General features: G+C 63.8%; 21 protein-coding genes. 7 read left to right on the forward strand and 14 right to left on the reverse strand.

The window, feature by feature from the left end; genetic code table 11:
• Nucleotides 1-279 precede the first annotated feature (279 nt).
• Entirely contained in the window at nt 280-963 is a 684-nt protein-coding gene (locus tag NLN62_RS03655; protein WP_027524395.1) for a L,D-transpeptidase, read from the forward strand.
• 34 nt (nt 964-997) lie between these two features.
• Here NLN62_RS03655 and NLN62_RS03660 read toward each other — a convergent pair whose 3' ends face one another.
• Nucleotides 998-2,089, reverse strand: coding sequence for an extensin family protein (locus NLN62_RS03660; protein ID WP_254107412.1), 1,092 nt, complete (start codon nt 2,087-2,089; stop codon nt 998-1,000).
• A gap of 64 nt (nt 2,090-2,153) precedes the next feature.
• On the opposite strand from NLN62_RS03660, the gene NLN62_RS03665 reads away from it, so the two are divergent.
• Complete coding sequence (locus NLN62_RS03665) at nt 2,154-3,782, forward strand: fatty-acid--CoA ligase (RefSeq protein ID WP_254107413.1); 1,629 nt, start codon at nt 2,154-2,156, stop codon at nt 3,780-3,782.
• A gap of 167 nt (nt 3,783-3,949) precedes the next feature.
• Here NLN62_RS03665 and NLN62_RS03670 read toward each other — a convergent pair whose 3' ends face one another.
• Both NLN62_RS03670 and NLN62_RS03675 read right to left on the reverse strand, forming a co-directional pair.
• Entirely contained in the window at nt 3,950-4,909 is a 960-nt protein-coding gene (locus NLN62_RS03670) for a hypothetical protein (RefSeq protein WP_254107415.1), read from the reverse strand.
• Between the two features lie 604 nt (nt 4,910-5,513).
• Nucleotides 5,514-5,780, reverse strand: coding sequence for a hypothetical protein (locus tag NLN62_RS03675; RefSeq protein ID WP_254107416.1), 267 nt, complete (start codon nt 5,778-5,780; stop codon nt 5,514-5,516).
• A gap of 172 nt (nt 5,781-5,952) precedes the next feature.
• Here NLN62_RS03675 and NLN62_RS03680 point away from each other — a divergent pair, with 172 nt between their 5' ends.
• Complete coding sequence (locus NLN62_RS03680; protein WP_254107417.1) at nt 5,953-6,807, forward strand: DUF1499 domain-containing protein; 855 nt, start codon at nt 5,953-5,955, stop codon at nt 6,805-6,807.
• 123 nt (nt 6,808-6,930) lie between these two features.
• Here NLN62_RS03680 and NLN62_RS03685 read toward each other — a convergent pair whose 3' ends face one another.
• The 4 genes from NLN62_RS03685 to NLN62_RS03700 all read right to left on the reverse strand — a co-directional run bounded on the left by NLN62_RS03685 (nt 6,931) and on the right by NLN62_RS03700 (nt 12,229).
• Nucleotides 6,931-7,854, reverse strand: coding sequence for an MBL fold metallo-hydrolase (locus tag NLN62_RS03685; protein ID WP_254107419.1), 924 nt, complete (start codon nt 7,852-7,854; stop codon nt 6,931-6,933).
• A gap of 65 nt (nt 7,855-7,919) precedes the next feature.
• Nucleotides 7,920-9,134 carry an acyl-CoA dehydrogenase gene (locus NLN62_RS03690; RefSeq protein ID WP_027524388.1) on the reverse strand — a complete coding sequence of 405 codons (1,215 nt, stop codon included), beginning with the start codon at nt 9,132-9,134 and terminating at the stop codon, nt 7,920-7,922.
• A 123-nt stretch (nt 9,135-9,257) separates the two neighbouring features.
• Entirely contained in the window at nt 9,258-10,334 is a 1,077-nt protein-coding gene (gene ribB, locus NLN62_RS03695; RefSeq protein WP_027524387.1) for a 3,4-dihydroxy-2-butanone-4-phosphate synthase, read from the reverse strand.
• Between the two features lie 170 nt (nt 10,335-10,504).
• Complete coding sequence (locus NLN62_RS03700) at nt 10,505-12,229, reverse strand: cation:proton antiporter (protein ID WP_027524386.1); 1,725 nt, start codon at nt 12,227-12,229, stop codon at nt 10,505-10,507.
• A gap of 67 nt (nt 12,230-12,296) precedes the next feature.
• Between NLN62_RS03700 and NLN62_RS03705 the strand changes: the two genes are divergently transcribed.
• Together NLN62_RS03705 and NLN62_RS03710 are read left to right on the forward strand one after the other, a co-directional pair.
• Nucleotides 12,297-12,830 (forward strand): DUF3124 domain-containing protein, encoded by a 534-nt coding sequence (locus tag NLN62_RS03705; protein WP_198031798.1) that lies wholly within the window; start codon nt 12,297-12,299, stop codon nt 12,828-12,830.
• A 53-nt stretch (nt 12,831-12,883) separates the two neighbouring features.
• The gene (locus NLN62_RS03710; RefSeq protein WP_027524384.1) at nt 12,884-14,119 is read left to right on the forward strand and encodes a PLP-dependent aminotransferase family protein; all 1,236 of its coding nucleotides are present in this window, start codon (nt 12,884-12,886) and stop codon (nt 14,117-14,119) included.
• Between the two features lie 38 nt (nt 14,120-14,157).
• Here NLN62_RS03710 and hpaD read toward each other — a convergent pair whose 3' ends face one another.
• Nucleotides 14,158-15,012, reverse strand: a complete 855-nt coding sequence (gene hpaD / locus NLN62_RS03715; RefSeq protein WP_254107421.1) for a 3,4-dihydroxyphenylacetate 2,3-dioxygenase — start codon at nt 15,010-15,012, stop codon at nt 14,158-14,160.
• Between the two features lie 18 nt (nt 15,013-15,030).
• Nucleotides 15,031-15,303: a helix-turn-helix domain-containing protein gene (locus NLN62_RS03720; protein ID WP_027524382.1), complete on the reverse strand. Its 273-nt coding sequence runs from the start codon at nt 15,301-15,303 to the stop codon at nt 15,031-15,033.
• A 158-nt stretch (nt 15,304-15,461) separates the two neighbouring features.
• Here NLN62_RS03720 and NLN62_RS03725 point away from each other — a divergent pair, with 158 nt between their 5' ends.
• Nucleotides 15,462-15,923 carry a hypothetical protein gene (locus NLN62_RS03725; protein WP_254107422.1) on the forward strand — a complete coding sequence of 154 codons (462 nt, stop codon included), beginning with the start codon at nt 15,462-15,464 and terminating at the stop codon, nt 15,921-15,923.
• A gap of 107 nt (nt 15,924-16,030) precedes the next feature.
• Nucleotides 16,031-16,255 carry a hypothetical protein gene (locus tag NLN62_RS03730; protein WP_027524380.1) on the forward strand — a complete coding sequence of 75 codons (225 nt, stop codon included), beginning with the start codon at nt 16,031-16,033 and terminating at the stop codon, nt 16,253-16,255.
• A gap of 162 nt (nt 16,256-16,417) precedes the next feature.
• Here the strand turns inward: NLN62_RS03730 and NLN62_RS03735 are convergent, their stop codons facing one another.
• The 5 genes from NLN62_RS03735 to NLN62_RS03755 form a co-directional block, all read right to left on the reverse strand.
• Nucleotides 16,418-17,251: an aldo/keto reductase gene (locus NLN62_RS03735; RefSeq protein ID WP_254107423.1), complete on the reverse strand. Its 834-nt coding sequence runs from the start codon at nt 17,249-17,251 to the stop codon at nt 16,418-16,420.
• Between the two features lie 205 nt (nt 17,252-17,456).
• On the reverse strand, nt 17,457-19,031 hold the full coding sequence (locus NLN62_RS03740) for an alkaline phosphatase (RefSeq protein ID WP_254107424.1): 1,575 nt from the start codon (nt 19,029-19,031) through the stop codon (nt 17,457-17,459).
• 212 nt (nt 19,032-19,243) lie between these two features.
• Nucleotides 19,244-19,654: a hypothetical protein gene (locus tag NLN62_RS03745; RefSeq protein WP_254107425.1), complete on the reverse strand. Its 411-nt coding sequence runs from the start codon at nt 19,652-19,654 to the stop codon at nt 19,244-19,246.
• A gap of 135 nt (nt 19,655-19,789) precedes the next feature.
• Nucleotides 19,790-21,229, reverse strand: coding sequence for a M20/M25/M40 family metallo-hydrolase (locus NLN62_RS03750; protein WP_254107426.1), 1,440 nt, complete (start codon nt 21,227-21,229; stop codon nt 19,790-19,792).
• 96 nt (nt 21,230-21,325) lie between these two features.
• Nucleotides 21,326-21,820 carry a RidA family protein gene (locus tag NLN62_RS03755; protein ID WP_254107427.1) on the reverse strand — a complete coding sequence of 165 codons (495 nt, stop codon included), beginning with the start codon at nt 21,818-21,820 and terminating at the stop codon, nt 21,326-21,328.
• Between the last annotated feature and the right edge of the window lie 22 nt (nt 21,821-21,842).

The following is a 21,842-nucleotide window of genomic DNA, read 5'->3' on the forward strand; positions in this document are numbered from 1 at the left end:
GATGACAATCACATTAACGGAGCGTTCGCATTTATGGCCGGCCGGTGGCGCAACCGTGGCATGGAATCGACAGCTGGGCATTTCTTGCCCAAAAATCGGCCCAGAGCCTCAAAACTTGCGGCAAAAAAGCCACAGCTTGGGCCTTGCAGCGCGGGATAAAGCCCTAAAAGCTGGAATTGTGGCAGGTTTCAACCGATAATAGGTCCATCGGAATCGTGGAACTTGGGCAGCAAGCTCAGGGTCTGCGCATGGGTATTTGTTTCGATTGGAACCAAGCCAATGTCGTCGCTGAAAGTTAAGTTGGGTATTCTGGCCGCCGGTTTGATGCTGTCGGGCTGCATGCAGGCCACGCATTTCGAGGCGACCGATACCAAGGCCTTCAAGCCGAAGGACAAGGAACTCCTTGCCAAGATTCGGTACGAAAACACCCCCGTCGCAGAGCCGTTCCGCCGCGCCATCGTCGAATACCACCGCAAGGAGTCGCCGGGCTCGATCGTGGTCGATTCCGACAATCATTACCTCTACTACGTGATGGATGGCGGCAAGGCGATCCGCTACGGCATCACCGTCGGCGAAGAGGCCATGGCCTGGTCGGGCATCGCCAAGATCGGCAGCATGACCGAATGGCCGGCCTGGCATCCGACCCCCGGCGAAATCTCGCGCCTCGGCGTGCCGACCTATGTGGCGCCGGGTCCTGACAATCCGATGGGCTCCCGCGCGATGTATCTCTACTCGGGCGGCAAGGACACGCTGTTCCGCATCCACGGTACCAACCAGCCTGAATATATCGGTGCCTCGATTTCCTCGGGCTGCATCCGCCTGACCAACGAGGACGCGATCGACCTCTACAACCGCGTCAAGGTCGGCACCATCGTGGTCGTGCTCGAGCCGAAACACGGCGACTCCCCGTACAATTCGCAGCTCGCCCTTCGCGGCGGCGGCAACAGCACTTCACAGTACTGAGCTTTCCTGAGGCTTTCGAAGAAGCGCCGGCTCGCTACCGGCGCTTTTTTGTTGCCGGCTTCCGGGGCGCTTGGGTGGCGCCAGCAGGCGCGCCGGATTTCGCCGCATCACCCTGCTCCGCCCCCTCCTTGATCTCCTCCGACCTGGCATCCGGCTTGGCATCCGATTTGGCCGCCACCTCGCGTGGCGGGGCTTCCTCCGGTCGCTCGGCCGGCAGCAGCGGGGCGACCTGCGGCAACGGATCCCAGACGTTCCACTGGCAGATCCGGTAGTCGTTGCGGCGCTGCATCAGATCGAGATGGATGTGGTCCTCGTGATACCAGTCCGATCCCGGCCCCAGCACGGTTGAAAAGCGCGAGCAGACCGAATGCAGCACGCGCTCGCGCAGCTCCCGCGGCACGGTGCGGTCGGTCAGCCCGATCGACTGCCCGTTGGCAAGCTTGAATGCGCGCACGTCGAGCGCGTTGGCGCGGCCGTGCTCGGACAGCATGGCGCCGACGATGCGATTGCGGCCGCGGCACTCGAAGGAATCGAAATTGTCGAGGTCGCTGATGATGCTCCCGAGGCTCGCGGCAAGCGGCGCCACGTCAGAGCGGACCCAGTCGGCAAGGGCCGATGCCATGCCGCAGCGAAGGATCGCGGCAGGCTTGACCTGCACCTTGCGCTTGTCCGGCAGCACGATCGCCTCGAGCCGCACCAGATCCTCGCCGCCGCAGCCGCCCGGGCCATGAATGTCGGGGATCGAGGGCGCAATTGCGATCTCCTCCGTGAGGGCGAGGCGGCAGGCGGAGGCCTGCTTCTCTGGTGGGGCCGCTGGTCCGGCCGGTTTGTCGGCGGCAGGTTTTTCTTCGGCCGCCGGCCGCCCCAGTGCAGGCTTGGCCACTTCCTTGGGCGCATCCTCCGGGCGCGGTCTCGGCAAGGGAATTTTGGCCGGAATCCTGGCTGGATGAACGGTGCCGCGAGGTCGCGGCGGACCGAAGCCGAACAGGTCGAGCGGCGCGGGATATTTCCGCGCCTCGGCAGGCGCAAGCGACAGCCCCAGCACGACGGTAACCATTGCCGCGCCGGCGGACATATAGCCGCGACAAGACCATTTGCGGCAAAAGTCCGGCAGGCTAAAATTCATGACAATTCTTTGGCCCAGAGCTGAGAGCGATAACAAGTCCAGCCATACTCGGAGGAACGTCGGAATGCTTGGTTTGATGCAAGATTGGCCCCTGCTCTGCCACCGGATCATCGAACACGCCGCCAGGATTCATGGCAAGCAGGAGGTCGTCACCCGCTCGGTCGAAGGACCGATCCATCGCACCAACTATGCCGAAATCCACGCGCGCGCCCTGAAAGTTTCGCAGATGCTGGAGCGCGACGGCATCAAGCTCGGCGACCGCGTCGCCACGATCGCCTGGAATACCTGGCGCCACCTCGAGGTCTGGTACGGCATCATGGGCATCGGCGCCATCTGCCATACTATCAATCCCCGCCTTTTCCCCGAGCAGATCGCCTGGATCATCAACCATGCGCAGGACCGCATCGTGATGACCGACATCACCTTCGTTCCGATCCTGGAGAAGCTCGCCGACAAGCTGGGAAGCGTCGAGCGCTACGTCGTCCTCACCGACAAGGCGCATATGCCGCAGACCACGTTGAAGAACGCGGTCGCCTATGAGGAGTGGATCGCGAAGGCCGACGGCAAGTTCGCATGGAAGGATTTTGACGAGAACACGGCCGCCGCCATGTGCTACACCTCCGGCACGACGGGCGATCCGAAGGGCGTGTTGTATTCGCATCGCTCCAACGTGCTGCACGCCCTGATGGCCAACAATGTCGATGCGCTCGGCACCAGCGCCTCCGAGACAATGCTGCCGGTGGTGCCGCTGTTCCATGCCAACAGCTGGGGCATCGCCTTCTCCGCGCCTTCGCAGGGCACCAAGCTGGTGATGCCCGGCGCCAAGCTCGACGGCGCCTCGGTCTACGAGCTGCTCGAGACCGAGAAGGTGACGCACACCGCAGGCGTTCCGACCGTGTGGCTGATGCTGCTCCAGCACATGGCCGCCAACAATCTGAAGCTGCCCCATCTGAAGATGGTGATCTGCGGCGGCTCGGCGATGCCGCGCTCGATGATCAAGGCCTTCCTCGACATGGGCTCAAACGTGCGTCACGCCTGGGGCATGACCGAGATGAGCCCGATCGGCACCGTCGCGGCGCTGAAGCCGCCGTTCAGCGCCGCGACCGGCGATGCGCGGCTCGACGTGCTCCAGATGCAGGGCTATGCGCCGTTCGCCGTGCAGATGAAGATCACCGACGATTCCGGCAAGGAACTGCCCTGGGACGGCAAGACCTTTGGTCGCCTGAAGGTCTCGGGTCCCGCTGTCGCCAAGGCCTATTACCGGGTCGATGCCAACATCCTCGACGAGGAGGGCTTCTTTGACACCGGTGACGTCTCGATCATCGACGAGGACGGCTATATGCGGATCACCGATCGCTCCAAGGACGTGATCAAGTCCGGCGGCGAGTGGATCTCCTCGATCGACCTCGAGAACCTCGCGGTCGGCCACCCCGCCGTCGCGGAGGCCGCAGTGATCGGCGTCTACCATCCCAAATGGGACGAGCGTCCGCTTCTGATCGTGCAGCTCAAGCAGGGCCAGCAGGCCACGCGCGAGGACATCCTGAAGTTCATGGACGGCAAGATCGCCAAATGGTGGATGCCCGACGATGTCGCCTTCGTCGACGGCATCCCGCATACCGCCACGGGCAAGATCCTGAAGACCGCACTGCGCGACCAGTTCAAGGATTATCGCTTCCCGAACGCTGCGGCATGACCGGAATAGCTTGCCGCAGGACCTGTTCGGTCCTGCGGTTGCGAATTCGCTTCACCTCCCCCGCTTGCGGGGAAGCTCGGTTTTGCCTGCCTGGCCGGTGCTCTTCTGCCATTTTGAAGCTCCGGAGGGTCGAGATTGACAGGCACGCGCGACGCACGGTGCTGGGATCAGCGGGTGGGCGTGAGCGCATCAAGCTGTCGCTGCGCCTCGGGATCACCCCATTCTTTTGCTCTCTGGTACCAGTTGCGGGCCTGCGCGAGATCCGCGAGCGGGCCACTGGCGCCCAACTGCTTGAGCACGGTCGGATCGTAGGTCCTGGCCACCAGCAGCGCTGCGCGCGCGTCTCCTCCTTCAGCTGCGCGCAGCAGCAGTAGCCTCGCCGCCGAGACATCGGCGCTGGTGAGCAAATCCTGTCCACGTTTGACGAGTCCAGAAATTTCCTTCGGATCCAGGTTGCGCACAGCTTCGGTCTGCGGCGGTGGAGAGAGCACCAAGGAGCGCGCCGGCGGGACGGCCGTGACGGCTGTTGACGGCTGCGGAACGACACTGGCAGCGGCTTTCCAGGAAAGTCGGCTCGAGCCAACCACGAGCACTGCGCCGTTGCTGTCACGCAATTCTGCCATCGCGACCATCTGGCCGACGAAACCGTCTGGCGGAATGACCGACACGGCGGAAATTTCCGACGCGGGCACGCGCCATTCGTTGGCGACGCGCTTGCCAGACGTCAATCGTGCATCCGCTAGCAGTCCGTTGATGGCAACGATAGCGCCCGAAGGGGGAGCACCCACGCGCATCCCGAGCGGCAAGGGGACGTTGGCGGGCCCGCTGCTGTCCTCCAGCGCAAGGGTCGCGAGCTGCTTGCGTTGCTGTGCAGGACCGATCGCGCCTTTCACCGATTGCCAAAGCGACGAGATCGATGTGGCGTCGTTCGATTGAACTCCGGGCCTTTGCGATGCCGGGATGACCATGACGAGAATGAGCGCGGCACCTCCCGCAACGGCTGCCGCGATCGCGAACCTGACCACTACGCTGAGCAGCGCGCGCCTTCCCGAGTTACGGAGGGCGGTCGGCACCTCGATCGGCTCCATCGCCTCGTGCATGGCTTGGGCCGCGGCTTTGGAGAACACGTCCGAATGGTCACGACGACGCGGGTTGCCGGGCGATGGAAAGGGCGGGCCATCGGCCGATGGATGTTCCGTGGACCGTCTCGGCGCCCCCGTCGGCTGCACCGCCCGCTCGCGCGGGCTGCGTGGCGCGTAGTACATCGGATCGTGCGGATCGATATGGCTTTCGTCCGGTCCACCACTCATACTGAACACTCGCCCTGATGAGACTGCCACCAGCCGCGGTGGTCGGCACCGGCTACGCAGTTTGCGATCCTTGCAGCTCATGAGGCGCAACCGCGCACATCCGGTCAGCCTTTGCTGCAAAACCGGGAGAGCTGAGGTCACTCTTGCAACGTTTCCGGCTGACGCCCGCCGTCGTTCCCTTGCCGTTGTTCTTTTTTGAATTGCCGTTCGCGGAAGTCCCTTTCGCCGGGACGGTCCCTTGCTTGGGCGGTTCCAACAACTTGCGGTAGAGCCTTGGGGCGAAATTGCGACCGAGTCAATCTACAACTAAAGATCATTTAGATTGAATGGTTAATCAACTAAGTTGCAGAATTGCGCCTGTTCTCTGCCATATCGCCTGCAAATCCTGCGGAATCGCTGGGGCCGCGTCGTCTTCGAACGCTCACAATTGCGAGCAGCGAGAGCCCGCCTCCCGCCGGCTGAAGAACATCCGCCGCTCCTTCACGATAGGCACGAGCTGGTTGCGGTCGCGCAATGTGCCGCACAGGCCCTTCGCAATGGCCTTGAATAGGCGCGTCTCCGCATAGGGCGTCCCGTTGCGATCCTCGATCGCCCAGCGCTGGAAATTGAGCGCGTTGGTGTTGTCGGAGGCATGGACGAGGCGCGACCCGACGCCGCTCGGCGTCGAGCCTCCCCCGCGAACAGCCATACACGATTGGTGGTTTGCGGAGGCCGATGGTTCGACCACCGCACAAGGATCCGGAACGGGAGATAAAGGTGGGGGATAAACCGCTTCACAGGCCTGCGGAAAATGCGCTAGGTCAGCTTGCTCCCGTCGCCCGTGCCCCGCAACCGGCGACTGACATCGGTGATGGAACAGCATGGCCCGCAGGTTTTCCGCTCCCTACCAGTCGGAGCCCGTGTCCGGGCTCGCCAGCTGGGCGCGCAATCTGGCCGTGTTCGCGGTGGTGGCGGTCCTGGTCTCGATCATCATCGTCCGCTTCGGCTTTCTGGAGATCAAGCCGGCGCTGGCGACCTTCTTCGGCGGGCTTGCGATCGCGGTGCTCTCCATCCTGTTCGGGCTCGCGGGCTTTGCGGCAATCTGGCAGAACGGCTCGCGCGGAATGGCGCGCATCCTGTTCGCCTTCCTGATCAATGCGCTGATCCTCGCCTATCCCGCCTATCTTGCCTTTCAATACCGTAGGCTGCCGGCGATCCACGACATCACCACCGATCCGATCGACCCGCCGCGCTTCGAGGCCTTGGCGCGCCTTCGCACCGGCGACGGCGCCAATCCGGCCGTCTATGCCGGCCTCTATTCGGCCGAGCAGCAGCGCCATTTCTATCCGGACATCGAGCCGATCGAGCTCGAGATTTCCGTCGACCGGGCCTACGCGCTATCGCTCCAGATCGCCAACAAGCGAAAGTGGCTGATCATCGACGAGCGTCCGCCGCAGCCGCCGCGCCGCATCGGCCGCATCGAGGCGGTGGCCCGCACGCCGATCATGGGTTTCCGAGAGGATATCTCGATCCGCATTGTGCCTGATGGCGACGATTCCCGTGTCGATATCCGTTCGGCCTCGCGCTATTTCGACAGCGACCTCGGCAGCAATGCCGCGCGCGTCAGCAAATTCATCGACGACCTCAACACCGCGGCCGACGCCGATGCGCTGAAGCCGGTGAAGAAGGCGCCGGTCGTCCCGGTCAAGCCGCCTGCGAAGACGGTGAAGAAATAGCCCTTCCGTCATTAAGGGGCGCGCCGTCAGGCGCGAACCCCAATGCGCATGTGCGCATTGTGGAATCGCGCCACAATCTCCAGATTCCGGGTTCGATGCTTCGCATCGCCCCGGAATGACGGATCAGGCGGCCGCCATCCTGTACGTCCCCGTGATCACGGGATCGCCGTCCGTCGCCACAACACCACGGGTGACGAGGTCCTCCAGATGCGCCAGCACGGAATAGCCGGCCGCTGTCGTGAGCCTCGGATCGATACCGATATAGATCGCGCGCACCATGGTCGGGATGTCGGCCTCGCCCTTGGCGAGGCGATGCAGGATCGAGGCTTCGCGCGCCTTGCGGTGCCGGATCAGGAAGCGCACATAGCGCGGCCCCTCGGGAATCTCGGCACCGTGGCCGGAGAAATAGAGTTCCTCCTCGCGCGCAGCGAGCCGGTCGAGCGAGTCCATGTAGTCGATCATCGAGCCATCGGGCGGAGCCACGATCGAGGTCGACCAGCCCATCACGTGATCGCCGACGAAGCTGAACTTCCGTTCGGGCCAGGCAAACGCAAGATGGTTGGCGGTGTGGCCCGGTGTCGCGACGGCTTCCAGCCGCCAGCCTGAGCCTTCGATGACGTCGCCATGGGCAACCGTCACGTCGGGCGTGAAGTCGCGGTCGGCGCCCGATTCCGGATTGTGCTTCTCGCTCTCGAAGCGCGGGCGCGAGGCGCGATGCGGGCCTTCGGCATAGACGGTCGCGCCGGTCGCCTGCTTGATGCGGCCGGTGTTCGGCGAATGATCGCGATGGGTATGAGTGACCAGGATGTGGGTCACGGTCTCACCTCTGACGGCATCGAGCAGCGCTGCCGCATGGGCCTCGTTGTCCGGACCTGGATCGATGATCGCAACCCTGCCCTGGCCCACGATGTAGCTGACCGTGCCGGTGAAGGTGAACGGGCTCGGATTGTTGCAGAGCACGCGGCGCACGCCGGGACGGACTTCCTCGACGACGCCGGGCTTCAGCGGAAAATTGCGGTTGAACGGGACGTCGTCGTTGTCGGACATGGTCTTTTCTTTGACGTCATTCCGGGGCGGCTGCAGGGCCGAACCCGGAATGACGGAACTCTAAATCAGAAAAACGCCTGAATCCCCGTAATCGCGCGGCCGAGGATCAGGGCGTGGACGTCGTGCGTGCCCTCGTAGGTGTTGACCGTCTCGAGGTTATGGACGTGGCGCATCACATGGTACTCGATCGAGATGCCGTTGCCGCCATGCATGTCGCGCGCGACGCGAGCGATGTCGAGCGCCTTGCCGCAATTGTTGCGCTTGACGATCGAGATCATCTCGGGCGCGAACTTGCCTTCGTCCATCAGGCGGCCGACGCGCAGGCTTGCCTGGAGGCCCAGCGCGATCTCGGTCTCCATGTCCGCGAGCTTCTTCTGCACGAGCTGGGTCGCGGCCAGCGGCTTGCCGAACTGCTTGCGGTCGAGCGTGTATTGCCGGGCGCGGTGCATGCAGTCCTCGGCCGCGCCCAGGGCGCCCCAGGAGATGCCGTAGCGGGCGCGATTGAGGCAGCCGAACGGGCCCTTCAGGCCGGACACGTTGGGCAGCAGCGCGCTCTCGGGCACCACGACGCCGTCCATCACGACCTCGCCGGTGATGGAGGCGCGCAATGACAGCTTGCCGCCGATCTTCGGCGCGGAGAGACCCTTCATGCCCTTCTCCAGCACGAAGCCGCGGATCTGGTTGTCGTGCTCGGCCGACTTCGCCCAGACCACGAACACGTCGGCGATCGGCGCATTCGAGATCCACATCTTGCTGCCGGTGAGGCGATAGCCGTCCGAGACCTTCTCGGCGCGGGTCTTCATGCCGGCCGGATCGGAACCGGCGTCAGGCTCGGTGAGGCCGAAGCAGCCGACCCACTCGCCGCTGGCAAGCTTCGGCAGGTACTTCTTGCGCTGGTTCTCGTCGCCATAGGCGTAGATCGGATACATCACCAGCGAGGACTGCACCGAGTTCATCGAACGGTAGCCGGAATCGACCCGCTCGATCTCGCGGGCGACGAGGCCGTAGGCGACATAGCCCGCATTGGCACAGCCATATTCCTCCGGCAGCGTAATGCCGATCAGGCCGAGTTCGCCCATCTCGTTAAAGATCTCGCGATCGGTCTTCTCTTCGAGATAAGCCTTGGTCACCCGCGGCAGCAGCTTGTCCTGGGCGTAGGCTCGCGCCGTGTCGCGCACCATGCGTTCGTCTTCGGTGAGCTGCTCGTCGAGCAGGAACGGATCGTCCCACTGGAAAGAAGCCGCAGCCGGCTTGTCCTTGGCCTGAGGGCGCACACTCATGAAACGTCCTTTCGCGTCTGGTTCCGTCTAATTGACCGTTAAATTAAAGCGCCGCAGCGCCAGTTGCAATTGCGTCCTGGTTTCGGTCGTTCCGGCGTGGCGGGCGCACGGAACGACTGTGCGTCAGGTCTCGAGCTGCTCGTTGGCGACGATCTCGATGCCGAAGCCGGAGAGGCCCTTATAGTCATGCACCGAAGACGTCAGATGCCGGATCGAGGTGACACCGAGATCGCGCAGGATCTGCGCGCCGACGCCGACCTCGCGCCACTGCCTGTTGCGGTCGGCCTCCGCCGTCGACTCGTCCGGCAAGGGCTCTACGGGAACGCCGGCGGCGCCGTCGCGCAGGTAGACCAGGACGCCGCGGCCGGCCTTCTTGAAATGATCGAGCACAAGCTGCATGCGCTTGTGGCCGGTGAAGATGTCCTTGACGATGTTCGGCTTATGGAAGCGCGTCAGCACGTTCTTGCCGTCGCCGACGCCGTTGTAGACGAAGGCGACATGGGCGATGGAATCGAAGGGCGAGCGGTAGGCATAGCCCTGCAACGGCCCGATCGGACTTTCGGTCACGAAGGTCGCAACTCGCTCGATCAGCTTTTCGCGCGCCTGGCGGTATGCGATCAGGTCGGCAATCGTGACATGCTTGAGCTTGTGCCGGGCGGCAAACTGCGCGACCTGCTCGCCCTTCATCACGCTGCCATCGTCGTTCATCAGCTCGCTGATGACACCGACGGGCGGCAGGCCGGAGAGCTTGCAGAGGTCGACGGCCGCCTCGGTATGACCGGAGCGCAGCAGCACGCCACCATCCTTGGCGATCAGCGGAAAGATGTGGCCGGGACGAGCGAAATCGCCGGCGCCGACATTGGGATTGGCGAGCGCGCGGCAACAGGAGGCGCGCTCCTCGGCCGAGATGCCGGTGCCGCCGTCGGGCTTGTAGTCGATCGAGACCGTGAAGGCCGTGGTGTGCGCGGAGTCGTTGTGGGCGACCATTGGATCGAGCCGCAGGCGGCGCGCGTCCTCCGTGGTGACCGGCGCGCAGACGATGCCCGAGGTATGGCGGATGATGAACGCCATTTTATCGGCGGTGCAGAGCGAGGCGGCGACGATCAGATCGCCCTCGCCTTCCCGGTCCTCGTCATCGGTGACGACGACGAGCTCACCCTTGGCAAAGGCCTGCAAGACTTCCTGTACGGTATCGGGCATGTCCAATCTCTGGCTATGGTGGCCGGAGGCTTAGCCGGACTTCGATCCGGGCGCTAGTGTCCCGGACGCAACCGCTTATGCCTTCGCTAGGTCCCGCCAGCACCCGGCTTGCACCGGAAATACCAGAGATATAGGCCCTACCCGGCCGCGTTGAAGGCCGCCGAGCGAGCCTATGGCAGCACTTCGCGACGCTCGCTCAATCGCAGGTCAAGCTCCGTCCGCTTATCCTCCAGAAGGCCGGCTTGAGCCGCCTCGATGACCGTGAACAGCTCATGCGCATCGCTGAGGCGGGTAACGGTGACATAGTTGGCGCCCGCCGCGTAGAGCTCGCCGACGTCGGACAACAGATCGGCGGTGGCCACGACCAGGGCGCTCGGGTTGAGCGCGCGGACGTGACGGACCAGCTTCTCGTTGGTGGCCCCCTTCAACAGCGCATCAGGCACGCTGAGGATGATCACCTCGGACTTGCCGACGCCGGCATGGACGAGCGTGTCGACGTTGCTGATGTCGCCGTAGATGACGTGCAGGCCGCGCGAAAGCAGCGTCCGGTACACATTGGGATTGAAATCGACGACCGTGATCTGCTCGAGCAGCACCGGCGCCTGCCGCTCGATCTCCGCGAGCAGCGCGCTCGCCGCGCGGAAAAAGCCGAGGATAACGATCCGCCGCGCCTCGCCATGGCCGCCCACGTGTCCCTCCTCGGCGTGAGCGTGATCGAGGTCGCGCAGGCCGAACCGCTTCAAGGGCCCGATCGCCCAGCGCGTGATCTCGTCGCTCCTCACCATCACGAAGGTCGAGAGCACGGCCAGCACCACGAAGGCGAAGGAGGCGGCATTGGCGGTCTCCTGGGCGATGTGGTTGTCGGTGACGCCGGTCTGGATCACGACCAGCGAGAACTCGCTGATCTGCGCTAGGTTGATCGCCGGCAACAGGCTCGCGCGCAGGCCCTGCTGCATCAGGTAGAGCGGCACGAAGGTGGTCACCAGCCGGCTCACGACCGTGAAGAGCGCGATCATCAGGGCAAGCCCGATCACGGACATGTTCGGCACCGGAATGGTCATGCCGAGCGCGACGAAGAACAGCGTGATGAAGAAATCGCGCAAGGTGGTGACCTTGGCGGTGACGTCGAGCGCATAGGGAAAGGTCGAGAGCGAGACGCCGGCGATCAGCGCACCCATCTCGCGCGACAGCGACAGCCGCTCGGCGGTCTCGGCGACCAGGAAGCACCAGGCGAGCGCGCCCAGAAGGATCAGCTCCGGGCGGCGGGCGATCTGGTGGAACAGGCGCGGCAGCACGAAGCGGCTGACGAGGAGCGCGGCCGTGACGAGCACTGCGACGCGCACGATCGAGAGCAGGATGACGCTCACTTGCAGATCGGCAAGGCTCGGCTGCACGGCGAGGAACAGGATGGCGAAGATGTCCTGGAGCACCAGGATGCCAAGGGTGATGCGGCCGGGCAGCGTGTCCAGCTCACGCTTCTCATAGAGCACCTTGACGATGATGACCGTGCTCGAGAGTGCGCAGGCGACGCAAAGATAGAGCGCATCGAAATGACCGCCGCCGAGTGTCAGGCCGATAGCGGCGAAGAACGAGATGCCGAGCAGGCAGCCGCCGAGGAGCTGGCCGCCGGCCGCGAACAGGATCACCCGTCCCGCCCGCACGATCTTCTTCAGATCGATCTCGAGCCCGATCATGAACAACATGAAGATCAGGCCGAGTTCGGAAATGACGCTGATCGATTCCTGCGACTTGACCCAGCCGACGCCGAATGGACCTATGCAGAAGCCAGCGATAAGGTAGGCCAGGATCAGCGGCTGGCGGGAGAAATGGGCCAAAAGCCCAAGCATCCAAGCGAACAAAATACAAAGAGTGATATCGCCAATGAGTTCGTGCATCTCAAAGCAGTCCTTTTTGCCGCACCCTAGAGGCGCGGTGCAGCGCGGCAAACGAGCAATTCGTCACATGCCAATCGTCCTGTCGATCGTGCTCGCATTGATAGGCGGCGTGCTCGGCGTGGTGCTGCCTGCTGTGGCACAGCCGAAGGTCAATATCGAACAGGGTTTTGCCGATTCGCTGACGGCGATGCCGAAGGAGGAACTCGCCGTCTCCGGCGGCTTCTACGTGCCGGCCTATTCCAGCGTCGCGATGAGCCAGGGCAAGCTGCGCGTCGACTTCTCGGTGACGCTGAGCGTCCACAATGCGTCGGAAACGCTCCCCCTGGTGCTCAAGCGGATCGCCTATTTCGACACCACCGGCAAGATGATCGAGAGCTATCTGAAATCGCCGGTCGCGCTGAAGCCGCTCGCGACGGTCTCCGTCGTCATCCCGACCGAGGACGTGCGCGGCGGGACCGGAGCCAACTTCATCGTCGACTGGACCGCAGCGAGCGAGATCGCCGAGCCCGTGGTCGAGGCCTTGATGGTTGGCGGCGTCGCCAATGCGCATTACGCTTTCATCAGCCAGGGCCGCCCGACCCGGACGGTCGGCAAGAAGTAACAGGCCGGCCGGCGCAATGCCGGCTGGCTCAACAAAAACAGAGGAAACTGCCCATGACTGCCAGCTTCGACTTCGCGCCCCTGTTCCCGCCGGGGCTGCCGGCTCCTTCTGCGCGCTGGACCGGGCTTGCCAAATACAGCTTCGTCGGCGGCAACAATGATTCCGAGCAGGTGCCGGTCGATGACCTGATCGCGGCGGTCGATGCGGTGCTCCGGCGCGAGGGCCGCAACCTCGCCACTTACGGACTGGCGCATGGTCCGCAGGGTTACCTGCCGTTACGCGAATTCCTGACCGCGAAGCTGAAACGCGATGCTGGCATCAAATGTACGGTCGACGATCTCCTGATCGTCTCGGGCTCCTTGCAGGCACTCGACCTTGTCAACCATACGCTGCTTGCGCGCGGCGATACCGTGATCGTCGAGCAGGAAACCTATCAGGGCGCGCTGAACCGCCTGACGCGGCTCGGCGTGAATACGGTCGGCGTTCCCCTCGACGGCGAGGGGATGCGCATGGACGCTTTGGCGTCCGCGCTTGCCGACCTGAGGAGCCGCGGCATCCAGCCGAAATACATCTACACCATCCCGACAGTGCAGAACCCGACCGGCAGCATCATGCCGGAAAGCCGCCGCGCCGAGCTGTTGCGGCTTGCGGCCGAGTACGCTGTCCCGATCTTCGAGGATGATTGCTATGCCGACCTCGTCTGGTCAGGAGAACGGCCGCCGGCCATCCACGCGATGAGCGGCAAGGGCGGTGTCATCCATATTGGATCATTCTCCAAATCGATCGCGCCGGCGCTGCGCGTCGGTTTCATCGTCGCGCCCTGGGAGGTGATGTCGCGGATGCTCGCGCTGAAGACGGACGCCGGATCCGGCGCGCTGGAGCAGATGGTGCTCGCCGAATATTGCCGACCGCATTTCGCGACCCACGTGCCCGCGCTGACGCGCGCGCTGCGCACCAAGCTCGACACGCTGATGGAAGCGCTGAATGAGCAGTTCGGAACCGCTGCCGAGTTCGAGGAGCCCAAAGGCGGCATCTTCCTCTGGGTGAAGTTGCCCGACGATGTCGACACGCTCAAGCTCTACCAGGCCGCGCTCGCGGCCGGCGTCTCGATCAATCCGGGTCCGGAATGGTCGACCAGCAAGGGCTATTCGGGTTCTCGGCTGCGGCTGTGCTTTGCCAGCCCCACGCACCAGCAGATCCGCGACGGCGTCACCGTGCTCGCCGAGGTCTGCCGCAGGGAGTTCGGCGTGCCGGCGCGAATCGCGAATGTCGAGAAGGCGCGCGCCTGAGCGCTTGGAAAGAACTCCTGGACTGAACTCCTGGAGTTTCACGCCTCGACGTGAAACTCCACGTTCACCTGCCCGCTGCCGGACGACGGGAAGTACTCGCAGAGCTGTTCGGACGCGCCGCGATAGTCGTACCAGCCGAGCGCCGCAAACAGCATGATGGTGTCGGCCATGCCGCCCTCGCCGTTACACTTGATAGCATAGTCCGGAAGCATGTCGAGGAATTCGCGGTAGCGACGCTGCTGCCAGAGCTCGAGCACGCGCAGATCGACCTGACGATTGAACTCGCTGGCGACCGACGTCCACGCTTCCGTACCCAGCTTCTTATTCGGCCAGAGCCGGTGCGACAGCGAACCGCTGGCAAGAACCGCAATCCGTTTGCCCGAATCTTCGATCGCTTGGCGCGTCGCTTCGCCGAGAACCCGGCTCTCCTCGAGCGAGGTGAACAGCGGCGAGGCAATCGAGACCACTTTCGCCCAGCCGCCTGCGTTCAGGTAGTGCATCGGAACGATGGTGCCGTATTCGAGCCCGAGGCTCGCAATCCTGTGCGCGATGACGTTGAGCCCGCCTTCGGCCGCCCTGCCCGCGATCGCCTGGGCGAGTACGGTGTCTCCCGGCAGGTCATAGCGCAGATCCTGGATCATCTGCGGCGCCTCGTGACTGGTAAACGAGCCGCGATGCTGCGCATTGGCGTTGATGTGGTAGCCGAAATTGGAAAGCCAGTGGGTATCGAACACCACGAAGCTGGTAACACCGCGCTCTTTCGCCCGTCGCCCGAGCTCGCGCAGCGAATTGACGGCGCCTTCGCGCGCCGCGCGCAACGGGCTGCCGGGCGCTTCCGACAGCATCAGCGACGGAACATGGGTCACCTTGGCCGCAAGCACGAGCTGACCCATGGCGATGACCTCTTAGCGTCAGGCCGCCTGTGCCTGGCTGCCATGGATCGCGGAGGCCAGCCGCAACAAGAGGACGATCGAAACGTTGCCCTTGCCGGCCTCGATCTGCGCGATGTAGCGCTCGGAAATTCCCGACCTGCGCGCGAGCTCCCGCCGCGACAGCTCGCAGCGCATGCGCGATGAGCGCACCCGCTCGCCGAGCTCCGCCAGGAATTCGGTCTCGGAGTATGGCGGCACAGCAGTGCCGCCCGGCAGCGCTTCGCCCGCAAAATCGGTGACTTCATCCAGCATTGATCTATCCACGATCGCCTCCCGAAGCTGGCATTATGGCGCAGCTTCGGGTCCGCTCATTGACGCGGATCAAATAGCGGTACGATTGCCGACCGGCGTGGACGACTAGGCTGGAAATGCTAAACTTCGCTCTCGTTCGAGGCGGGGCTCCTGAAGACATGATGCTTTGTTTGAACCGCTGCGCGCTGGCCGCGATGGTCTGGCTTGTGCTCGTATCCACAGCCGGCGCCGAGACGCTGGCGGCGACGATCGTCAATTGGGGGCTGCTCGGCTCCTGGGCGATCGATTGCTCGCTCCCGCCCGACCGCGACAAGGGTGCAGTGCTCACCTACGAAGTCAGGCCGGACGGCCGCGTGATGTACCGCCGCAACTTCGGTGATGCCAGGGACGAGAACGAGGTGGTGGCGGCCTCGACCGATGCGGACGGCCTGCTCAACATCATGGTGTTCTTTCCAGCGCTGCATCAAACGCGCGAATTCGGCCTCGCGCTACAGAAGGACGGCAGCCTGCGCGCGATCTACAATCGCGGCGAGCGCAGCGACTACACCATCCGCGATGGCACGTTCGTCAAGACCGGCGCTCCGACGCCTGCGCAGCACCGCTGCGGCAACAGCACGTGAGCGCGCGTAAGCGAAGCTGAACAGACGTTCAGAATTCTCCTTACAGTTCCTCCGGAACGTTCGCGCGCGTGCGCGGTTTAAATTGGCGTTCATTGGAGGAGGACATCATGAGGAAGCTTGGCTATGTCGTCGCGGCTCTCGGCGCGCTTGCGATCGTGGCACCGACGGTGGCGAGCGCCGAGACGGTGGTGATCAAGAAGCACCATTACGGCCCCTACGGCGCCCGGGCCGAATTCCGCGAGCACCGTGACTACGGCATGCATCGTGGCTGGCATCATCACGGCGACAGGGTCGTCGTGATCAAGCGCGGTCATCGCCACTACGACTACTGATGCGCACGCTGAAATGGCCCCGACGGGGCCATTTCTTTGCATGCGCGGATAGACACCGACACTAGAGCATGATCCGGATAAGTGTGAAGCGGTTTTCCGAAAAGATCATGCTCAAACAACAACCTAAAGCGCGATGACGATTCGGCCCAATCTCATCGCGCTTTAGTCCCACACCGGCGCGAAACTGGCATTGACGCAGCGCCTGTCCTTCGGCAGCGCCGCGATTTTTCTGCGATCGTCGTCATCGAGCGTGATCTTCAGCGCGTCGAGATTGGCCTGCTGGCTCTCTCGCCGTGATGCCTTCGGAATCGCAGCGACCCCTTTCTGATCGAGCAGCCACTTCAGCGCGACCTGCGCCGCGGTCGCATTGTGCTTGCGGCCGATCTCGCCCAAAACCGCATCAGAGGCGATACGTCCCTGCGCGAGCGGGCAATAAGCAACCAGCGGAATCGATTTTGCGGTGAGATAGTCGATGACCTTCGATTGATCGAGCATCACGTGATATTCGATCTGGTTGCAGGCGATCGGCGCCCTGATCTCCTCGACCGCGAGCTTGAGCAGCGCGGTGTTGAAATTGGCGACGCCGATGGCGCGGGTGCGGCCCTCTTCCTTCAGCTTCATCAGCGTCTCGAAAACCGCAGGCCAGTTCGCATTGCGCGACGGCCAGTGCACGAGATAGAGGTCGACGTGGTCGAGCCGAAGCTTGTTCAGGCTGGCGTCAGAAGCGCGGCGGATCGCGTCCGGTGCAAGGTTCTCGTGCCAGACCTTCGTCGTGACGTGCAGTTCGCCGCGCGGCACGCCGGCGGCGGCGATCGCCGCACCGATCGGCTCCTCATTGGCGTACATTTCGGCGGTGTCGATGTGGCGATAACCGAGCGACAGCGCACTTTCGACCGCGGCGCGGCAGGCATCGCCCTGCATGCGGAACGTGCCGAGGCCGAGCTTGGGCATGCTCATGCCGTGGATTGTCAGATTTTTGATTTTCAGATTTTCCATGGAGACACTCCTGACGAATTCCAGCCCGCCGGATGCGCCCGGCAAAGGCCGCGCAAGCAGAGTTTTCAGTGGTGGAAGAGCGATGGCGGGGTGAGCATTATAGCGAGCCGATCGCGGAGCAGCCAATCAAGAACCGGTTAGCGTGTCCGCTGGTTCACTTCGTCATGCCCAGTCTTGTCCCGGGCATGACGACTCCGCGCTCCATTTACGAATGCTGTGCCACCACAGCGGGCCGCACTTGCGGCCGCGGGAGGATGTTGACCGACCAGAGGTCGCGATTGTCGACGTCCTTCAGCGTCACGGTCATGACCTCCGTGCCGCCATCAATGTCGACGCAGCCGAAGAACTGGAGCCCGAAGCAAGGCGCAAGGTTCTCGCCCTGCTCGGCGCTACAACCGCGCTGGTACATCGCGACGGGTCCAAAGGTGTTGTCGAGCTCGCCCGGCCCCCAGGTGCCGGCATGGAGGGGACCTGAGACGAATTCCCAGAACGGCTCGAAATCTGAGAACACCGCGCGGTTGGGATCGTAGTAATGCGCGGCGGTGTAGTGCATGTCAGCGGTGAGCCAGACAGTGTTGCGCACGCCGGCGCGCCTGATGAAGGAGAGCAGGTCCGCGATCTCGTGCTCGCGCCGATCGGGCGGACCATCGCCGAGCGCGACGGCATCGAGGCTGATCAGGCCGATCGGCAGGTCGGCCGCGATCACCTTCCAGGTCGCGCGCGAAGCGGCGAGCTCCCGCTTCAGCCAGGCAAGCTGATCACGGCCCAGGATCCAGCCGTCGTGCTCCTCGCCCTTGTTCCAGGTGCCGTCGCGATAGCTGCGCATGTCGATCATGAAGACGTCGAGCAGCGGTCCGTAGGCAATTTTCCGATAAATGCGGCCTTGCTGCTGCCGGATCTCGCGAATCGGCATGAAGTCGAAAAACGCACGCCTCGCGCGCGCGACCAGGCGTGAGGTGCCGTCGGCATCAAAACCGGTCTCATCGACGCTGCCATAGGGCGACCAGTCGTTGGTGACCTCGTGGTCGTCCCATTGCGCGAACATCGGCACCTCCGCATGGAAGGCGCGGAAATTCTCGTCGAGGTGATTGTATTTGTAATTGCCGCGGAACTGCGCCAGCGTGTGCGCGACTTCCGATTTCTCTTCGGTGACGAGGTTGCGCCAGATCTTGCCGTTCGGCAGCTTCAACTCGGCAGGAATGGTGCAGTCGGCATAGATGTGGTCGCCGGAATGGATGAAGAAATCCGGACGGTTGTCGAGCATGGTACGATAGCTGCGCATGCCGCCGCGAGACGTATCGATGCCCCATCCTTGCCCGGCGGTATCGCCGGACCATACGAACGAGATCGACTGGCCTGCGGCCGGCGCAGTGCGGAAATGTCCGGTACGCGTCTCGCCGGCAACGCCGGTCGCGATGTCGTCGAAGCGCACGCGGTAGAAGATGTCCTGTCCGGGCGGCAGGTCACGCAGCAGCACCTTTGAGGTGAAGTCGGCGTCTGGCAGCGCGTCAGTGGTTGCCGTGCACAGGATCGTCTTGAAGCTTTCGGCTGTGGCACATTCGACCCGCATCCGCGCAGGCCGGTCGGCGCGCGCCCAGATGACGGCAGAGCCTTCGGACACGTCGCCCGACTGAATGCCGCCTGCGATCAGCGGACGATCGGCGGCGCGGCTGAGATATGGTTTGGCGCGAGAGCCGAGACCAGCGAGCGCGAGGGAGGATGTGGAGCGGACCAGAAACTGCCGCCGGGTCCATGCGCGCGAGGCGCGGAGCGTTGCCATTCAGGAAACCTTCGTCGAATCGCGACGAAAGGTGCCTGTGCTCCTTGACTCCAGGCCGACGGTTTTTTGACTCCGCGCCTACCGTTTTGCGACGGGCGGATGACGCCTAATTATTTGAGCATGATCTCCGCGCAAACGCGTTCCGCGTTTGTCGCGAGGGAAAACCGCTTCACACTTTGCGCTAGCGCGGCCCTTCGGGTCCGGATCATGCTCTAATGTTTCCAGTTGCAGATGCCGCCCGACCTGCACGGCCAGGTCTGGATGCGCGTGTCCATCGCCTGCGCGTCCAGCGGATTCGCGTGCCGATGCGCAAGCCTGGTGCGGGCAGCGCCACGCGGTTGCGCCCTCTTCGCGTGAGCAACCCGCGGCTCCGGCGCCTTCACGTGCTCGGTCACGACCGCCTTCGGCGTGACGTCAGGCACGGCGCGCGCCGCATCACTTCGTGCTTCCACCTGGACCGGCGCGAATTGCGTCGCAGGGCCGAGCCGCTTCGGCGACAGCACCGCCTTGGAGAGATCGAGGCCGAGATATTCGTCAGGCTTGTAGTCGTCAGCCATCGCCGCGCTGCTGCATGCGAGCATGAGCGCGGTGGCGAGGCCGAACGATGCGCTTTTCAGGACCAAGAGACGCCTCCTGAAATTCAATTAAGGGCAATTTTACCCTTATTTAGGAGGCGCGAGGCGGATTTCCAGCGGCAGATTGTCATCAGGGTTACCAGCTACCGAAGCCGATCCCCGATTCACAAGCCTTTCGCAGGCTCAGGAACCGCCTGCCAGCGTTTTGACGAGCCGATGAAGGTACTCTTGTCCCTTGTAGAACGACGCCACGGGAACACGCTCGTCCTTGCCGTGGATGCGGTTCTCCCCGATGTCGATCGCCATGCCGGAATGGCCGTAGGTCGGGATGCCCGCATTGCGCAGGTAGCTGCCGTCGGTGGCGCCGGAACTCATGACCGGGAGCACGATGGCGCCGGGGAAGAATTCGCCCGAGAGCTTTTCGATCGCGCCCATGATCTCCTCGTGCAGCTCGCTGGGCGCGCTGATGACCGCCGTATCGATCTGCGTCAGCTTGATGTCGGGATCCGCCAGCACCTGCTCCAGCGTCGCCTTGACCTCCTCGACCGGCTCGCCCGGCATGATGCGGCAATTGACCTTGGCACTCGCCGACTGCGGCAGCGCGTTGATGGCATGCCCGCCCTGCAGCATGGTCGCAACGCAGGTGGTGCGGAGCTGAGCGTTGTAGACGGGGTTCGCAGCGAGCCGCACGAAAGACAGCGCCGCCGGATCGGGCTTGTCGGACATCACGGCGCGCATGTCGGCTGCGGTCTGGTCGTTCTCGAACTGCGCGCTCTTCTCGAAATAGCCGCGCGTGGTGGCGTTCAGCTTGGGCGGGAAGTTGAACTTGGACAGGCGCACGAGGCCTTCGGCGAGCTTGTAGATCGCGTTGCTCTTGCGCGGTACCGAGCTGTGGCCGCCGGGATCGGTGACGTCGAGCTGGAAGCTGACGGGGATCTTTTCGCTGGTCTGGACGCCGACGCGGATCGGCTTGCCGTCCTTCAGGCCAACGCCGGCGCCCTCGTTGAGCGCGAACTCGGCGTCGATGAGGTCCCGCTTGTTCTTGATCAGCCACTGGATGCCGAGACCGTCGCGGTCGAAGATCTCCTCGTCCGTCTCCAGCGCGACAATGATGTCGCGGTCGGGCTTATAGCCCTCCTGCTTGAACCGAATCAGGCTGGTGATGAAGGCGGACGCCATGTGCTTGTCGTCGGCCGTGCCGCGACCGTAGTAGTAGCCATCCTTCTCGGTGAACTTGAACGGATCGACCGACCAGTCCTCGCGCAGCGCCGGCACGACGTCGAGATGCGCGACCAGCAGGATCGGCTTGCGCGCACCGCTCCCGTGCAGGCGGGCGACCAGGTTGCCCTTGCGCGGCGCGGGCGAGAAGACCTGCACGTCCGAATCGGGAAAGCCCGCCGCCTTCAGCCGCGTCGCCATCGCTTCGGCCGCGCGCGCGGTGTCGCCGGTCGCGGTGGTGGTGTCGATCTCGACGAGCTCCTTGTAGACGTCGTGGGAGAGCTGTTGCTGCGGGCTCAGGCCTTCGGCAGCAACCGCCCCGCAGGTGAGCAGCAAGGCCGCGACAGCCGTCGAGAGTAGAGCCTTCCTGCACGAGATATTATTCTTGGTGATCGTCCTCTTCATCGCGTGCTCCCGAAATGCGGCCTCGCTGAATTCAGACAGCGGAAGGCGCGCTTTGGCAAGCGAGATCGTTCTGCCGTTTTTGCAACCGCCCCCGGCCTATTTCGCGTCCTTGACAGCGATCACCTCGATCTCGACCAGGAAGCCGGGATTGGCGAGCGCGGCGACGCCGACCACCGAGCGGGCCGGCAGGTTGGGCTGGCTGCCGCCGAAGAACTGGGTGTAGCCCTCCATGAAGGCCTTGAAGTCCATCGGTGCCGACGCATTGTGCACCAGGAAGACCTGCATCTTCACCACGTCGCCCATGGTGAGGCCGAGCCCCTCCAAAATGCCCTTGATGCGGTTGAGCACGCCGACCGTCTGTGTCTTGCTGTCGCCATAGGCCTCCCGGCTTTGCGGATCGGCATCCTTGTTGGCGACCGGCGGCACCTGGCCGCTGACATAATAGGTCGTGGCATTGCCGGTGACTTGCACGGCCTGCGCGATCGGAAAGGTCGAGTTCGGAATGGGATGCCGGATGACCTCGGCGTGAGTCGTGCCCGCATGGGCAATCGCAAGCAATGCGCCAATGACGGCGGCGGTTCTGAAATTCATTGGTTCCCCCTCTTGCCGGGAC

It is taken from the genome of Bradyrhizobium sp. CCGUVB23, from assembly GCF_024199885.1.
Taxonomy (GTDB): domain Bacteria; phylum Pseudomonadota; class Alphaproteobacteria; order Rhizobiales; family Xanthobacteraceae; genus Bradyrhizobium.

Bases quoted from the DNA above. Each gene is read 5' to 3' on its own strand.
- NLN62_RS03655 (WP_027524395.1), top strand. From the start codon at position 280: ATGTCGTCGCTGAAAGTTAAGTTGGGTATTCTGGCCGCCGGTTTGATG.
- NLN62_RS03660 (WP_254107412.1), bottom strand. From the start codon at position 2,089: ATGAATTTTAGCCTGCCGGACTTTTGCCGCAAATGGTCTTGTCGCGGC.
- NLN62_RS03665 (WP_254107413.1), top strand. From the start codon at position 2,154: ATGCTTGGTTTGATGCAAGATTGGCCCCTGCTCTGCCACCGGATCATC.
- NLN62_RS03675 (WP_254107416.1), bottom strand. From the start codon at position 5,780: ATGGCTGTTCGCGGGGGAGGCTCGACGCCGAGCGGCGTCGGGTCGCGC.
- NLN62_RS03680 (WP_254107417.1), top strand. From the start codon at position 5,953: ATGGCCCGCAGGTTTTCCGCTCCCTACCAGTCGGAGCCCGTGTCCGGG.
- NLN62_RS03685 (WP_254107419.1), bottom strand. From the start codon at position 7,854: ATGTCCGACAACGACGACGTCCCGTTCAACCGCAATTTTCCGCTGAAG.
- NLN62_RS03690 (WP_027524388.1), bottom strand. From the start codon at position 9,134: ATGAGTGTGCGCCCTCAGGCCAAGGACAAGCCGGCTGCGGCTTCTTTC.
- ribB (WP_027524387.1), bottom strand. From the start codon at position 10,334: ATGCCCGATACCGTACAGGAAGTCTTGCAGGCCTTTGCCAAGGGTGAG.
- NLN62_RS03700 (WP_027524386.1), bottom strand. From the start codon at position 12,229: ATGCACGAACTCATTGGCGATATCACTCTTTGTATTTTGTTCGCTTGG.
- NLN62_RS03705 (WP_198031798.1), top strand. From the start codon at position 12,297: ATGCCAATCGTCCTGTCGATCGTGCTCGCATTGATAGGCGGCGTGCTC.
- NLN62_RS03710 (WP_027524384.1), top strand. From the start codon at position 12,884: ATGACTGCCAGCTTCGACTTCGCGCCCCTGTTCCCGCCGGGGCTGCCG.
- hpaD (WP_254107421.1), bottom strand. From the start codon at position 15,012: ATGGGTCAGCTCGTGCTTGCGGCCAAGGTGACCCATGTTCCGTCGCTG.
- NLN62_RS03720 (WP_027524382.1), bottom strand. From the start codon at position 15,303: ATGCTGGATGAAGTCACCGATTTTGCGGGCGAAGCGCTGCCGGGCGGC.
- NLN62_RS03725 (WP_254107422.1), top strand. From the start codon at position 15,462: ATGATGCTTTGTTTGAACCGCTGCGCGCTGGCCGCGATGGTCTGGCTT.
- NLN62_RS03730 (WP_027524380.1), top strand. From the start codon at position 16,031: ATGAGGAAGCTTGGCTATGTCGTCGCGGCTCTCGGCGCGCTTGCGATC.
- NLN62_RS03735 (WP_254107423.1), bottom strand. From the start codon at position 17,251: ATGGAAAATCTGAAAATCAAAAATCTGACAATCCACGGCATGAGCATG.
- NLN62_RS03740 (WP_254107424.1), bottom strand. From the start codon at position 19,031: ATGGCAACGCTCCGCGCCTCGCGCGCATGGACCCGGCGGCAGTTTCTG.
- NLN62_RS03750 (WP_254107426.1), bottom strand. From the start codon at position 21,229: ATGAAGAGGACGATCACCAAGAATAATATCTCGTGCAGGAAGGCTCTA.
- NLN62_RS03755 (WP_254107427.1), bottom strand. From the start codon at position 21,820: ATGAATTTCAGAACCGCCGCCGTCATTGGCGCATTGCTTGCGATTGCC.